Below are 13,454 nucleotides of genomic sequence, written 5' to 3' on the forward strand. Positions count from 1 at the left end.
GTCTCACTGTCTTTTTCGACCCAAAGCCTTTAGGGGCCTGCGGCGCTTTTTCTGGCGAGAGGGTGAAGTTCCCCCAAGGTCAAGCAAATTGGCAGAAAGTCACCATAAAAAGCAAGCCTGCGGCTGGCATCAACGTACCATACCACAGGCTTTCTGTTGATAAGTGGTGTGGTGGCTTACTGGGCCTGATCGTTGATCAGGCGCTTGAGGAGTTCAAGTTCCTGCGACAGTTTCTGGTCCTTGCCGACAATATCCTCGATCTTGCGCACCGCATGCAGAACTGTGGTGTGATCACGGCCGCCAAAGCGCCGGCCGATTTCCGGCAGCGAACGCGGTGTAAGCATCTTGGCAAGATACATGGCAATCTGGCGTGGCTTCACGATGGTGCGTGTACGACGGTTGGACAGAAGGTCCTGCTTGGACACGTTGTAGTGGCGGGCAACAATGCGCTGGATTTCTTCGATGCGGATGCGCTTGGCTTCGCCGCCGCGCATCAAATGGCTCAGCAACTCATCGACCCGGTCTACGGAAAGGTTGGGCTCGAACGTCTGACGGAACAGAAGCTGGTTGAACGCGCCTTCGAGTTCGCGGCCGCTTCCCGTAACGGACTGGGCAACGTGATCGAGAATCTCGGGCGAAATATCAAGCGACTGGTCTTCGTGCTGAGCTGAAACCAGACGGCGCTTGAGAATTTCCAGACGCATTCCATAATCAGGGGAGATCATTTCAAGAGCTACACCACCCTGCAGGCGCGAACGTACACGCGCATCAAGCGATTCCAGTTCTGACGGCGGACGGTCGGCGGCCACAACAACCTGCTTGGCACTGTCGAGCAAGGTGTTGATCAGATGGCAGAATTCATGCTGGATCGACTTGCCCTGCAGGAACTGCATGTCATCGATAATCAGAAGGTCGATATCGCGTAGCTGTTCCTTGAACGACAACGCGTTGTTGTCGCGGATAGCGGTTGCAAAACGCCACATGAAATATTCAGCTGTGAGATAAACCACACGGGCGCGTTCCGAGCGCTTCAATGCATCAGCAGCAATTGCCTGCAAAAGGTGTGTCTTGCCGAGACCCACAGAGGCATGGATGAACAGCGGGTTGAAACGGACGGCGCTGGCACCTGCATCAGCGATGGTGCGCGCAGCAGCGAGGGCAACGCGGTTCGGCGTACCATCAACAAATGTCTCGAATGTATAGCGAGGGTCCAGCGGCGAACCGAAGACAGAGTTCTGTCCTGGACGATCCGTCGCGCGGTCAGCGAAATGTGCCGGTGCCTTCTTGTCCTGCGATGTGCTGCCGACAGGGAAAACTGGCTTGTCACGGGTAATGGCACGAGGGTCGGCACGCAATGCTGGCTCTGCTTCCAGCGAAGGACGGCAGGCACGGCTGGCGCTACGGAATACGATCTCGACCTTGAGAACCTGTTCGTCCTCTTCACGCCACAGCGTGTTGATCATGTCGGAGTAGTGGTTGTTGATCCAGGAACGGAGAAATGCGGTTGGCACGGAAAGGCGAACGATGCTCTTCGACGTTTCATCCAGTTTCAGACGACCAAACCAGCTGGAGTAAACTTCGTTTCCGAGTTTGGCCTTGAGCTTGGTCTTGACCCTCTCGAAAATCATTTCGCCCTCGTTKCCGGCCGACATGTTTTTCCCTTCATCCATATGGAGCGGTACCATGGCTGCATTCGTGCCGTTTTCCATTATTCCGCTGGTCATTGTCATCGCCTCATCCTGATATTTATCTGTTCGGGCTTTATTGTGCCCGTGTTCTCATGTGGACCGGTCTGAGACCGGTTGGCAGTCCTGAAAAACCGATCACCCCTATGATCGGCTCCCACTCTCCTGAAGCTAATGGTTGGACAGGGTCAAGGACGCGTAATACAGATCAGAACAATCTCGCACTGAAATTCTAAAAACTGCCACGTCCATTTCCTTCTCAACTTAGGCGCAAAAAGACTCACGCCCGGCTGATGCCAGCGCCGCCAACTTGCTTCTTTTCTGAAACGACCCAGGCCCGTATAAAACCTGAATACCGACAAAACTTACTCGTTACGCAAACAAAAAATCTGCGTCCGAACCCACTAAATTTATAAGCCTGTTAAATGGGTTTTTGCCCACCCCTTCGATGTCTGGACCTTACAAAAACCTTTGCGGTGAGGGCAAGGGCAGGCACGACGCTTTTTTAGTAAATAAAAGGTTAACGCTTTTACGTTTTTTTTAACGACTCCCGGTTCAGCCGGGAAAAAGCCTTCGGATTCAAAGCCTTTTTTGGAATGCGGATTTTGCTGCACCGCAGACTCACGCGATCAAAAAAAAATATTAAATTATCGCTTGACAGTGGCTGGGGTGGCAGATTCTCCCGGCTGGGGTCGGCATACAATGACTACCTTCTGTAAGTCATTGATATTAAACAAGAAATGATGATTGTCGCTTTTTGTATGAAACTCTTTGTGACCGGCATATGTCAGGGTTTTGATATGCCACAATCTTTTTCACTGGAAACGAATTTATGCTCAAAAAAACGGCAAATAAAAAACCCGGCTAAAGACCAGCCGGGTTCAAAATAGACTATTTCTGTCTAGTTACGCAGACATGCCCTTAAGGCGCTGTGCAAGACGGGAAACCTTCCGGGATGCCGTGTTCTTGTGCATCACGCCTTTGGTAGCAGCGCGCATTACTTCCGGTTCAACAGCCTTGAAGGCTACGGAAGCGGCTGCCTGATCACCGCTTGCCACCGCATCTTCGAACTTGCGAAGGAAGGTGCGCACGCGTGAGCGGCGGGATTTATTTACTTCGGTGCGGGCTTCAATCTTACGCGCCGCTTTCTTGGCCGAAGGAGTGTTGGCCATGATGCCTCTCTTTTCTGTCAGCTACTCGGCAGCTTCAAAGCGGCCGTCACAAAATAATAGGGTGGCCGAGGGGCCACCAAACGTTGTCGGGCTTATAGATGACGTTTCCTGTTGCGTCAACTTGGAATCGTCGCCTTGCCGGTGGATATTTCTCCCTCAACGATTCTTGAAATTTGGCGTGCGCTTTTCCGCAAAGGCCGCCATTCCCTCTTTCTGATCTTCCAGCGCAAACATGGAATGGAACAAGCGCCGTTCGAACCTCAATCCTTCTGACAGCGTTGTTTCATAGGCGCGGTTGACCGTCTCCTTGGTCATCATGACAACCGGCAGAGAAAAGGAGGCAACTTTCTTGGCCGCCTTCAATGCTTCCTCAATAAGCTCGCCAGCGGGCACCACGCGCGCCACAAGGCCGCTCCGCTCCGCTTCTGCAGCGTCCATCATGCGTCCGGTCAGGCACAGGTCCATTGCCTTGGACTTGCCGACAAAGCGCGTTAACCGCTGGGAGCCACCCATGCCGGGCATGACGCCAAGTGTAATCTCGGGTTGCCCGAATTTGGCGGTATCTGCTGCAATGATGAAATCGCACATCATGGCAAGCTCGCAGCCACCGCCCAGCGCATAGCCGGCCACCGCGGCGATCAGTGGTTTGCGCAGACGCGTGACCCGCTCCCATTCGCTGAAATAATCGCTGAGATAAGCATCGGCGAATTGGAGTGTCTGCATTTCCTTGATGTCGGCACCGGCAGCAAATGCCTTCTCAGAGCCGGTAATGACAACGGCACCGATCCGGTCGTCCTTTTCGAAGTCTTCCAGCGCCGCGCTCAGCTCGGCAAGCAAGGCGGAATTCAGCGCATTCAGTGCCTGCGGTCGATTAAGTTGAATGAAGCCAACCTTCTCGCGCGTTTCGACGATGATATTTTCGTAGGCCATGCGGGTACTCCTCCTAATGCTGGCAGATCGGGCAGAAAAATGTCGACCGTCCGCTTTGGACGATGCGCGTTACCGTGCCATCACAGGCAGGACGCGGGCAAGGCTCGCCTTCGCGATCGTAGACAGAAAATGAATGCTGGAAATAGCCAAGCTCCCCGTCGGTCTGCCGGTAGTCCTTCAGACTGGACCCGCCTGCGGCAATCGCATCGGAGATGACGGAGCGAATGGAGGTGGCAAGCCGCTCCGCCATGAGAGTAGGTTCGCTGTTCCCGCCAGTTATGGTCCCGGCGACGCGCAGAGGTGACAGCTCGGCGCGCCAGAGAGCTTCGCAGACATAGATATTGCCAAGGCCGGCAATCAATGTCTGATCCAGCAGGGCTGCTTTCAACGGCGCATTCTTGTTCTCGAAAAGTTTTGCGAGCAGTGCGCCATCCAGTCGGTTGCCCGTGGGCTCGATGCCGAGATCCTGAATGAATTTGTGGGTGTTGAGCGCACCGGGTTCAGCAAACAGCATAAAGCCGAAACGGCGTGGATCGTTGTAGATGATACGACTTTTCACACGTTCTTTTGATTCCACATGGATCACCACATGGTCGTGTGTCGTATTGCGCGATCGTTCATGGTGAAACACACCCGGCGCCGTTTCTTCCTCGTCCTGCTCGATCCGGTAGGAGCCAGACATTCCCAGATGGCTGATCAATCCCAAACCATCGTCGAGATGTACAATCAGATATTTGGCCCGGCGTTCCAGAGAATCGATCCGGCGCCCCGTCAGCCTTTGCGCGAAATTTTCCGGAAAGGGAAAGCGCAGATCCGGCCGGCGCTGCTCGACACGCGCAATGGTGGCGCCTTCCATGAAGGGCTGCAACCCACGGCGAACTGTTTCGACTTCAGGAAGTTCAGGCATGGGATGCTGTGCCTCGCAGAAAGCTCTTGCCGTGTGGGCCGGGTGCAATGTCGAGATGAGCAGCAATAGTTTCACCAATATCGGCAAAGGTCGGACGCACACCCAGCGATCCGTGCGGCAGGTCAGGCCCGAAACACAGAACCGGAACGCGTTCGCGCGTGTGATCTGTCCCCTTGAAGGTTGGATCACAACCATGATCGGCTGTCAGGATGAGCAGATCACCGGCCCGCAATTTTGCCAATGCTTCCGGCAGGCGGCGGTCAAAGGCTTCGAGGGCTGCGGCGTAACCGGGTACATCACGGCGATGGCCGTAAAGCATGTCAAAATCGACGAAGTTGGTGAACACCAGATCACCGTCCTGCGCATCGTCCATGGCAATCAACGTTTCGTCAAAAAGGGCCATATTGCCATTGGCCTTGCGCACTTGCGATACGCCCTTATGCGCATAGATATCGCCGATCTTGCCGATCGCGATGACAGTGCGGCCAGCATCGGTCAGGCGGTCGAGCAATGTCGGTTCGGGTGGTGGGACGGAATAGTCGCGGCGATTACCGGTGCGCTCAAAGGTTTCTTTGGTTTCGCCCACGAAGGGCCGCGCAATCACCCTGCCAATATTCAGCGGATCGACCAGCTCGCGCATGATCTCGCAAAGCTTGTAAAGCCGGTCGAGGCCAAAATGCTGTTCGTGCGCAGCGATCTGGATTACGGAATCCGTTGACGTATAGAAAATCGGCTTGCCGCTGCGAATATGCTCTTCGCCATACTCCTCGATGATGTCAGTTCCAGACGCATGTTTGTTGCCCAGAATACCCGGTAAATTGGCACGGCGGACGGCTTCTGCAATCAGACTGTCAGGAAAGGTCGGGATTACCTGCGGGAAGTAACCCCAGTTAAAGGTTACGGGTACGCCAGCGATTTCCCAATGACCTGACGGTGTATCCTTGCCATTGGAAACCTCTTCTGCGGCTCCCCACAATCCGACCGGATCAGTTATATCAGACGGAATTTCAAAGTCAGACGCAAGATTGGCTGCGTGGAAGAGACCGAGTGAAGCCATTTTTGGCAGAGCGAGCGAGCCGGAACGCAACCCATCCTTGTCGCCGCGTCCTTGAGCGCATGCTTCCGCAATATGCCCCAGCGTTGTTGCGCCTGCATCACCAAAAGCTGCAGCATCCGGCGCGCCGCCTATGCCAAAGGAATCGAGCACAAAAAGAAAAGCGCGAGACATGCATTACTCCATCAGAACCACCTTCCACAGATAGGTGAAACTGAAGCGGATGACAAACATCAAGTAACAGCAGCTCTTGAAGGCGATCTGCTATCTCAGCAATTGCTGCAAGCGACCGCTGTACCTTGACGGACGCGGCCATAGATCATCTTCGCCATGGCAATGCCTTTGCCTGAGGTGTCGATTGTCCAGGCGACGAGCGGTATGTAGGTGATATTTGTGTCAACACGTACAAATGTGATGTTTGTGCCCGCGACGCGCAGATTGGGATCAATGGCGATTGTGCTGCCTTTCGCATAAGGCGTTGTGACCGACTGGTTGACCCGGCGCTGCGACCACGCAACCGTCGCACTGCTGCCATCTCCAGGAACATTGATGGATGTCACCGTGATTTGCGGTAAATCACGCTGGTAAGGCAGAAGCGTCAGACCGGCGATCTCCATGATATTGTTAATCTGGTCCTTCGTGACCGATTGCTGCTGCGTCACCAGATCGGCCACCATACTCCCGGAGCGCGCGAGTTTTCTGTTGACGTCAATTCCATTCGTCACTTCAACGCTGCCAAGCAGAAGCAGGATCATCACCGGTGCAATCAATGCAAATTCCATTGCTGCAACACCACGTTGATCTCTCAGGAAATCCGTAAAAGAGGCTTTCAAATTACTGGCGATTGCAAACAGGCTTTTACAGGGCTGCATGGTGCGGGCTCTCGCTGAAGACAGGGAATGTTGGGAAGGCTGGCGGACAATCACAGATAGGGCTCGTTTTGCCAGGTTGCCGTTGAGAAGAGCAGGGTCTTCCCTTGCCCCTTTATGCTTTCAATGCGGGGCTTCATCAAATCGGTAAGGATAGGCCAGCGGTAAAAGACCCGCAGCTGATTGATTGTTCCTGCGCCACCGGGAGCGTTCTTGAACCCGGACGCGTCGACATCGTTGTCCGCCTTGAGTGGAATGGTCTTCGGCACAGCCTTGAAGGTCGCATATGTTTGCAAATCGACGACGAGATCAGGGCAACCGGCTGCGGGCATGAGCAACTGGCCGCAAATGAGCGTCGCCAACTTGGTGCCGCTTACGTCGCTGGCTTTGAGCTGGCCGGTTCTCAGTTTGCGCGAGAGATCATCAACGGTGTTGGACATGACCTGTTCGGCGGTAAAGCTCAGGCTGATTTCAATAATAGCAAAAATGAGCAGGAAGAAGGGAAGGGCAATCAGGGCAAACTCGATTGCAACGGTACCGCGATTGTTCCTGCAGAACCGTGCAAACATTGAAGGCCTGCGTTCGCCGCATGCTGGTCCAGAAGGGCCATTACCTTCCTGTAAATCAGTTGTAACAGCTCCCCGCACCATGGATTGTCTTTCTCCGTATTATCGCGCCGGACAAAGCTCTATCAGCCAGATGTTAGAATCTCGTTTGAAGCCAGATGCAAATTGCGACGAGCGAATTCACTCTTTCTCAACTTTGATGCAGGTGAACGGGGGAGATTATCAGTTGCCGCCGATTTCCGTATCGGATTTCTTTTCAGCGTCGGTCTTCTGGGACGTTTCGCAAAAGGGCGAGCATGAGAGTGTCTGGACAGCAGCGCGCCTATAGACACGCACGGTGTTGGCGACGCTGCGGCTGACGAGAACGTGATCATCGACAATGGCGCTGCCATCGGCGTCCATGATGACAATGTTCGTCACACCGAAACCTTTTCCTGTCAGCACCACCGTTTTTGAATCTTTCACAACCGCATCGGCTATTTCAGGATCGCCGACAACGACCGTATCCGCAGGGCGGGCCAGCTTCAGAACGGTGGCCTGATTCATCACAACATGGATGCCGGTATCAGCACCAGCTTGTGCCGCGCTCGACAGAGCAGCCAAAAGCGCAAGTGCAATGATCGTGCCGTGATGTCGAACCATGGGAATGCCCTTCGCAAAATCGTTGGATGAACCATGCCCGTGATTGGTGAAAGAAGGCTTAATCCGTGAACCGCTTGTTAAGCATAATTTTGAGCGGCTGCTCTGTTCGCGGCAATAGGTTATGAGTGCACGTCGAGCCAACAATTTTAGGCTTCAGGTTCATCCTTTCGTAACGGTCTTTTTTAAGATGAAAGCAATTCGTCGCGGATAATCTCCAAACATATCACGTTACAAAAATGGCCACGATAAATGGCAACAGAAGTGCGGGAGATCACAATGTTCAACGTAAAACATCTCGCAGAGCCGGGTGACAATGCTTTCACCGGCTTTCCCCGGAACAGATCCGGAGCAACTGCCATTGAATATGCCCTGATTGCGGCCATCATCTCCATCGGGATCGTCTCCAGCGCAGGAACGCTCGGAACTGCCGTCAAAGCCACCTATGAAAGCGTCTCTACCAAAGTTGTAGACGTGGCCCAGTGATGTTCAAACGCAAAAACGGCTCAGACGCTCGGCGTGATGGACAAGAGCGATGATTGAAGCAGCAATATTGATCGTCTTCCCCTTTGCGATGGCATTTGCGGGCGTATCCGATCTTCTCTCCATGACAATCCAGAACCGTGTCTCGGTCATCTTGCTCGTTTCGTTTGCCGTGCTGGCTCCTCTCACCGGAATGCCTTGGGATATTTACGGCCTGCATTTTGCAGCCGGTGGTGCAGTTCTTGCGGTCACGTTCCTGCTGTTTGCGACCGGAACCATGGGCGGCGGCGATGCCAAGCTTATGACGTCAACGGCAGTCTGGATCGGATGGAACATGGAATTGGCAGGCTATCTGCTCATTCTGTCGCTGCTTGGCGGGGCTCTGACACTGGCAATCCTTAGATATCGAAGCTCGCATCTGGCTATTGTATATGCGGGGCGGCTTAATTTCATGCAACGATTGGCACAGAAAGAGGAAGGCGTGCCCTACGGTGTGGCTCTCGGAGCAGCCGGTTTGCTAGTGTTTCCGTCATCGCCCATGTGTCTGTGGGTTGTGGACCGATTGGCCCATATTTAACAGCCTCTGGTTGGCTTTCCGATCCTCCGCACGGCATGCGCGTAGGATTGGATTGAAACAGTACAAAATACGACCAGATTGTCCCCATTAATCATCATTTTAAGCAAAGTATTAACCATAATTACACGATTGCGAAGCCAAGGTACAACCCTGGGTAAACTTAGACAAAAGTCTATTGGGGTTGGTCGATGCAAAAGGCACGCGTTGTTATTCTCATCGTGGCGATAACGGCTGCCGGTGCGGCTGGCTATATCGCAATGAATATGAAGCCCGATGCTCCGGTTGTTGAAGCCGTCGCGCCACCTCTGCCCCAAATTGAACTTCAGGATGTGTTGGTTGCCACCGATGGCCTTGGCGTTGGTGCCGAAATGCAAAACCAGATGCGCTGGCAGCCATGGCCTGTAGCGGCATTGGCTGACGGCTATATCAAACGTTCAGAGCGACCAAACGCTGAGAAAGAACTGAGCGGATCTACCGTCCGGTTGCAGATATTTCCGGGAGAACCGATCCGTGAAGCCAAGCTGATCGGCAAGGGCCAGAGCTTCATGTCAGCGCAATTGCCCGCCGGGATGCGTGCAGTGGCAACGCAGATTGCAGCTGACACTGCCGCTGGCGGCTTTATCCTGCCCAATGATTATGTCGACGTGATCATGATCCGGCAGGTGGAAGGCGAACAGAAGCAATTCACTACCGAAACAATTCTCAGCAATGTGCGGGTTCTCGCCATTGATCAAACAATTCAGGAAGACGAGACCGGCCAGAAAAACAAAGTGGGCTCCACCGCAACGCTCGAACTGACCCCGCAACAGGCAGAGATATTGTCGGTCGCGCAGCAGATGGCGAGCCGGATGACGCTGGTGCTGCGATCCCTGCAGGATGTGCAGGAGCCGACAGGGCCCGGTGCTGAATATCTCGTCAATTCACCGGGACGTGCCGGAAACGTCAAACTCATCAAATCCGGAACTGTCACTGAAATATTGGGGCGCAAATAAAATGGGGTTCGGATCAATCGTCATGACGCGCAAATGCGACAACCGCCTGTCTCGATTCTGGAAAGCCGGACTCATTGCAGCAGGCTGCGGCATCGCTCTTTTGCCAATACAGACAAGTGCCGTTGCTGAAAGTAATGTGGTCAAGCTGAACCAGGGGCAGGGCGTATCGAAGCGGATCAACCTTGCTCTCAATAAGTCGCTTGTCGTTGATCTCCCCGCGGATGCCTACGATATTCTTGTTGCCAATCCGACGGTTGCTGACGCTGTTACCCGCACGGCCCGCCGCATCTATCTCTTTGGAAAACAGGTCGGTCAGACGAATATCTTCGTCTTCGGGCCAAATGGCGAGCAGCTTGCAAGCTTTGATCTGGTGATCGAACGTGATGTCGCTGGTCTTGAAGGCAGTCTGAAGAAATACATCCCCGATTCCGACATCAAGGTCGAGCTTCTCAATGATAATGTGATTTTGACGGGAACAGTGCAGACCCCGCTCGACGCCAAGCGTGCGACCGATCTTGCAACCTTGCTGGTAACAGGCGGTGAAGCAACAACCGGTCAATATTCGCAGAACAGCGTAACCGGCGGTAGTGGTACCAGTGTCATCATTGGCAATCAGGATGAGGCACGCCAGAAAAGCAAGATCGTCAATCTGATCCAGATTGCCGGCGAAGATCAGGTGACGCTCAAGGTTACCGTGGCGGAAGTCAGTCGCACCGTGATGAAGCAACTGGGTGTGAACCTCGTGGCTTCAGGGAGCAGCAACGGCATAAGCTTTGCCGGGCTTTCTCAAAACATTGCAGGTCTCGGTGTGCCTTTGAGTGGGTCTGGAGCCGGTATAAATGCAAAGATCGGCAGTACATCGATCGGGGCATACCTGAATGCAATGGAATTGGCCGGTGTGATGAAGACATTGGCCGAACCAACCCTCACAGCGATATCAGGCGAAAAGGCAACCTTCCGCGTAGGTGGGGAATACAACATTCTTTCGGGACAGGATGTTGACGATAAAGGCAAGGTCACGCGCGAACACAAGACGGTGGAATACGGCATCGGCCTTGAATTTGTGCCCGTCGTCCTTTCGCCGGGGCGCATCAGTCTCAAAGTCAGAACATCTGTGTCTGAGCCTACCGTTGAAGGCTCTCTTCCTATGGGTACGTCTGCCCAAGAGCTGTCAGCAAATATCATTTCGATACGCAAGCGCCTCGCTGACACCACAGTTGAGCTTCCGTCCGGCGGATCAATGATGATCGCAGGACTCATGCGCGATGATGCTCGCCAGGCAATATCGGGCTTTCCGGGACTTTCCAAGATTCCAATACTCGGCACCCTCTTCCGCAGCCGTGACTTCGTGCGCAACGAAACCGAGCTTGTCATTATCATCACGCCCTATCTCGTTCGCCCGGTGGCCCGAAATGCGCTTGCCCGCCCTGACGATAATCTCAACCTTGCCAGCGATGCGGCGGGAATGTTCCTCGGCAAAGTCAATCGGGTCTATGGCACGAACGCTTCTGCCGCCCCGGCCGGGCGCTATGAAGGCGTTGTTGGATACATCTACAAATGAGCAAGGACCTCTCCATGTCAGACAAGAAATCCATGCGCATGCAACAGGTGCTTGCTCTCATTGCGATCACATTCCTTGCCGGTTGCGCTGACCGCAGTGGAACGGTTGGCAGCATCCCGGATGATTATCGAACCAATCACCCGATTGTCATCTCGGAAAAAGAGCAGGTTGCGGATATTCCGGTGGGCCATGCTGACAGCAGGCTCTCCATAACCCAGCGCAGCATCGTTCAGAATGTGCTGGCCAATTATCATGCCAATGGGTCCGGCGTTATTCATATCCTGTTGCCATCGGGCACATCCAATGAGCGTGCTGCCGCCCGATTGCGGGATGATATTATCGCGACCTTGCGCAAAAGCGGCGTAAAGCCGTTCAATATTTCCAGCGAGCGCTATAAGGCTGATCCTGATGAATCGGCGCCCATTCGCCTGTCTTATTCTGCAATGACCGCCTCGACTGGCCCTTGCGGCCAGTGGCCCAAGGATATTCTCGATACCGCTGACAACAAGCATTATCAGAATTTTGGTTGTGCCAGTCAGAACAATCTCGCGGCACAGATTGCCAATCCGGCTGATTTGCTTGGACCAAGAGCGACCACTTCAATTGATGCCGAACGCCGCGGCAAGGTAATCGATGCCTACAGAAACGCCACAACGCCACAGCCTGTCTACACGCAGGAAGTCAAATACTAACAGATGAACAGCACCTCTTTTTGAAAAGCGGAATGCCAGAATGAGCCAGTTGGCCTTTGAATCAGAAATTCAGTTGGAGGACGGCAGCGGGCGTGCGGCCACTACCGGGCTGCATGCCTACAGGCCCATACCTCGTATATCGATACAGGCATTTTGCGAAACGGACGCTGTTGCACAGCAGATATCGCGGGCAAGCGAAGACCGCCGTATGGCGAAGACCCATGCCCAGCTGCATATGGGCGGGATAGGCAGTGCCGTCGAACTCTTTCAGACGATGCCGACGCCCAATCTCATTCTTCTGGAATCATCGGCAGCGCCTCGCGATATGTTGGAACAGCTTGCCGCGCTTTCTCAGGTCTGCGATCCGAGCACCAAGGTCGTCATTATCGGTCACTACAATGATGTCTGGCTTTACCGCGAACTTCTGCGCAACGGCATTTCCGAATATATGGTCGCTCCAATTGATCTGGCCGATATTATCGGCGTGATCGGCGGCTTGTTCGTTGATCCAGACGCCAAGCCTTTGGGAAGTTCCATTGCATTTATCGGCGCCAAGGGTGGTGTTGGTGCGTCTACCATCGCGCATAATATTGCCTGGTCCATCTCGTCGCTCTTTAAGAACGAAGTCGTCATTGCTGATATGGATTTGCCCTATGGCACAGCCAATATCAATTTCGATCAGGACCCGCCGCAGGGCATAGCGGAAGCGGTCTTTTCGCCAGAGCGCATTGATGATGTCTATCTCGACCGGCTTCTTGCCCAATGTGCGGAGAACCTGTCTCTGCTTGCCGCGCCATCCACGCTCGACCGCGTGTTTGACTTTCGCGAGGATTCCTTCGCTCATCTGATTGATGTTGCCCAGCGCTCTGTTCCCCATGTGGTACTGGATATTCCGCATAGCTGGAACGGCTGGACCCGCACTACGCTCGCACGGGCTGACGAGATCGTCATTGTCGCTTCGCCTGAACTAGCCAATCTGCGCAATACCAAAAATCTGCTCGATACGTTGAAACAGTTGCGGCCAAATGACGGGCCGCCGCGCCTCATTCTCAATCAGGTTGGAATTCCCAAACGGCCTGAGATTGCACCGGCGGATTTCTGCAGCCCGCTGGGAATTGCGCCGCTGGGTGTGATTCCATTTGATCCTGCACTGTTTGGAAATGCTGCCAACAATGGACGGATGCTTGCGGAGACTGATTCCGCCAATGCAATTGTCCAGAATATCAATGAGATTGCCCACATCCTGACTGGCCGCCTCGAATTGAAGGCCAAGAGGAAGCCGGTACTTTCTTCAGTCCTGTCGAAACTGAAGCGCAAGAAATGACAT

At 53.9% G+C, this 13,454-nt stretch carries 13 protein-coding genes and 1 pseudogene; 6 read left to right on the forward strand and 8 right to left on the reverse strand.

All coding sequences use genetic code 11. The features are described 5' to 3' along the window. Positions 1–176: 176 nt before the first annotated feature. From dnaA to AB4Y96_RS06890, 8 genes and pseudogenes are all read right to left on the reverse strand, one after another. Positions 177–1,625: pseudogene (gene dnaA, locus AB4Y96_RS06855) on the reverse strand (chromosomal replication initiator protein DnaA); the annotation flags it as partial. Between the two features lie 965 nt (positions 1,626–2,590). Then, entirely contained in the window at positions 2,591–2,857 is a 267-nt protein-coding gene (gene rpsT, locus AB4Y96_RS06860; protein ID WP_091878628.1) for a 30S ribosomal protein S20, read from the reverse strand. 156 nt (positions 2,858–3,013) lie between these two features. Further along, positions 3,014–3,787: an enoyl-CoA hydratase gene (locus tag AB4Y96_RS06865; protein ID WP_091878627.1), complete on the reverse strand. Its 774-nt coding sequence runs from the start codon at positions 3,785–3,787 to the stop codon at positions 3,014–3,016. Between the two features lie 13 nt (positions 3,788–3,800). Further along, positions 3,801–4,694, reverse strand: coding sequence for a bifunctional DNA-formamidopyrimidine glycosylase/DNA-(apurinic or apyrimidinic site) lyase (mutM, locus tag AB4Y96_RS06870; RefSeq protein WP_441916371.1), 894 nt, complete (start codon positions 4,692–4,694; stop codon positions 3,801–3,803). Next, on the reverse strand, positions 4,687–5,922 hold the full coding sequence (locus AB4Y96_RS06875; RefSeq protein WP_441916372.1) for a phosphopentomutase: 1,236 nt from the start codon (positions 5,920–5,922) through the stop codon (positions 4,687–4,689). The genes mutM and AB4Y96_RS06875 overlap by 8 nt, the downstream gene beginning before the upstream one ends. 95 nt (positions 5,923–6,017) lie before the next feature. Beyond that, complete coding sequence (locus AB4Y96_RS06880; RefSeq protein ID WP_441916373.1) at positions 6,018–6,530, reverse strand: TadE/TadG family type IV pilus assembly protein; 513 nt, start codon at positions 6,528–6,530, stop codon at positions 6,018–6,020. 140 nt (positions 6,531–6,670) lie between these two features. Continuing rightward, on the reverse strand, positions 6,671–7,186 hold the full coding sequence (locus AB4Y96_RS06885; RefSeq protein WP_091878620.1) for a TadE/TadG family type IV pilus assembly protein: 516 nt from the start codon (positions 7,184–7,186) through the stop codon (positions 6,671–6,673). Positions 7,187–7,405: 219 nt separating this feature from the next. After that, entirely contained in the window at positions 7,406–7,825 is a 420-nt protein-coding gene (locus AB4Y96_RS06890; RefSeq protein WP_441916374.1) for a pilus assembly protein N-terminal domain-containing protein, read from the reverse strand. 276 nt (positions 7,826–8,101) lie between these two features. Here AB4Y96_RS06890 and AB4Y96_RS06895 point away from each other — a divergent pair, with 276 nt between their 5' ends. The 6 genes from AB4Y96_RS06895 to AB4Y96_RS06920 all read left to right on the forward strand — a co-directional run bounded on the left by AB4Y96_RS06895 (position 8,102) and on the right by AB4Y96_RS06920 (position 13,451). Further along, positions 8,102–8,308: a Flp family type IVb pilin gene (locus tag AB4Y96_RS06895; RefSeq protein WP_091878619.1), complete on the forward strand. Its 207-nt coding sequence runs from the start codon at positions 8,102–8,104 to the stop codon at positions 8,306–8,308. Positions 8,309–8,357: 49 nt separating this feature from the next. Next, a complete protein-coding gene (locus AB4Y96_RS06900; RefSeq protein WP_091878617.1) occupies positions 8,358–8,882 on the forward strand; it encodes an A24 family peptidase in 525 nt (174 codons plus the stop codon). A 188-nt stretch (positions 8,883–9,070) separates the two neighbouring features. Next, positions 9,071–9,874 (forward strand): Flp pilus assembly protein CpaB, encoded by an 804-nt coding sequence (gene cpaB / locus AB4Y96_RS06905; RefSeq protein WP_441916375.1) that lies wholly within the window; start codon positions 9,071–9,073, stop codon positions 9,872–9,874. A 22-nt stretch (positions 9,875–9,896) separates the two neighbouring features. Continuing rightward, entirely contained in the window at positions 9,897–11,435 is a 1,539-nt protein-coding gene (locus AB4Y96_RS06910; protein ID WP_441916376.1) for a type II and III secretion system protein family protein, read from the forward strand. Then, the gene (locus tag AB4Y96_RS06915) at positions 11,432–12,127 is read left to right on the forward strand and encodes a CpaD family pilus assembly protein (protein ID WP_441916377.1); all 696 of its coding nucleotides are present in this window, start codon (positions 11,432–11,434) and stop codon (positions 12,125–12,127) included. The genes AB4Y96_RS06910 and AB4Y96_RS06915 overlap by 4 nt, the downstream gene beginning before the upstream one ends. 40 nt (positions 12,128–12,167) lie before the next feature. Next, the gene (locus tag AB4Y96_RS06920) at positions 12,168–13,451 is read left to right on the forward strand and encodes an AAA family ATPase (RefSeq protein ID WP_441916378.1); all 1,284 of its coding nucleotides are present in this window, start codon (positions 12,168–12,170) and stop codon (positions 13,449–13,451) included. Positions 13,452–13,454 lie beyond the last annotated feature (3 nt).

It is taken from the genome of Phyllobacterium sp. TAF24 (assembly GCF_052113785.1).
GTDB lineage: Bacteria > Pseudomonadota > Alphaproteobacteria > Rhizobiales > Rhizobiaceae > Phyllobacterium.

Excerpts from the sequence above, each read along its gene's own strand:
- AB4Y96_RS06875 (WP_441916372.1), bottom strand. The coding sequence starts at position 5,922 with ATGTCTCGCGCTTTTCTTTTTGTGCTCGATTCCTTTGGCATAGGCGGC.
- AB4Y96_RS06865 (WP_091878627.1), bottom strand. The coding sequence starts at position 3,787 with ATGGCCTACGAAAATATCATCGTCGAAACGCGCGAGAAGGTTGGCTTC.
- AB4Y96_RS06915 (WP_441916377.1), top strand. The coding sequence starts at position 11,432 with ATGAGCAAGGACCTCTCCATGTCAGACAAGAAATCCATGCGCATGCAA.
- AB4Y96_RS06880 (WP_441916373.1), bottom strand. The coding sequence starts at position 6,530 with ATGGAATTTGCATTGATTGCACCGGTGATGATCCTGCTTCTGCTTGGC.
- AB4Y96_RS06890 (WP_441916374.1), bottom strand. The coding sequence starts at position 7,825 with ATGGTTCGACATCACGGCACGATCATTGCACTTGCGCTTTTGGCTGCT.
- AB4Y96_RS06910 (WP_441916376.1), top strand. The coding sequence starts at position 9,897 with ATGACGCGCAAATGCGACAACCGCCTGTCTCGATTCTGGAAAGCCGGA.
- AB4Y96_RS06895 (WP_091878619.1), top strand. The coding sequence starts at position 8,102 with ATGTTCAACGTAAAACATCTCGCAGAGCCGGGTGACAATGCTTTCACC.
- AB4Y96_RS06900 (WP_091878617.1), top strand. The coding sequence starts at position 8,358 with ATGATTGAAGCAGCAATATTGATCGTCTTCCCCTTTGCGATGGCATTT.
- mutM (WP_441916371.1), bottom strand. The coding sequence starts at position 4,694 with ATGCCTGAACTTCCTGAAGTCGAAACAGTTCGCCGTGGGTTGCAGCCC.
- AB4Y96_RS06920 (WP_441916378.1), top strand. The coding sequence starts at position 12,168 with ATGAGCCAGTTGGCCTTTGAATCAGAAATTCAGTTGGAGGACGGCAGC.
- AB4Y96_RS06885 (WP_091878620.1), bottom strand. The coding sequence starts at position 7,186 with ATGTTTGCACGGTTCTGCAGGAACAATCGCGGTACCGTTGCAATCGAG.
- cpaB (WP_441916375.1), top strand. The coding sequence starts at position 9,071 with ATGCAAAAGGCACGCGTTGTTATTCTCATCGTGGCGATAACGGCTGCC.
- rpsT (WP_091878628.1), bottom strand. The coding sequence starts at position 2,857 with ATGGCCAACACTCCTTCGGCCAAGAAAGCGGCGCGTAAGATTGAAGCC.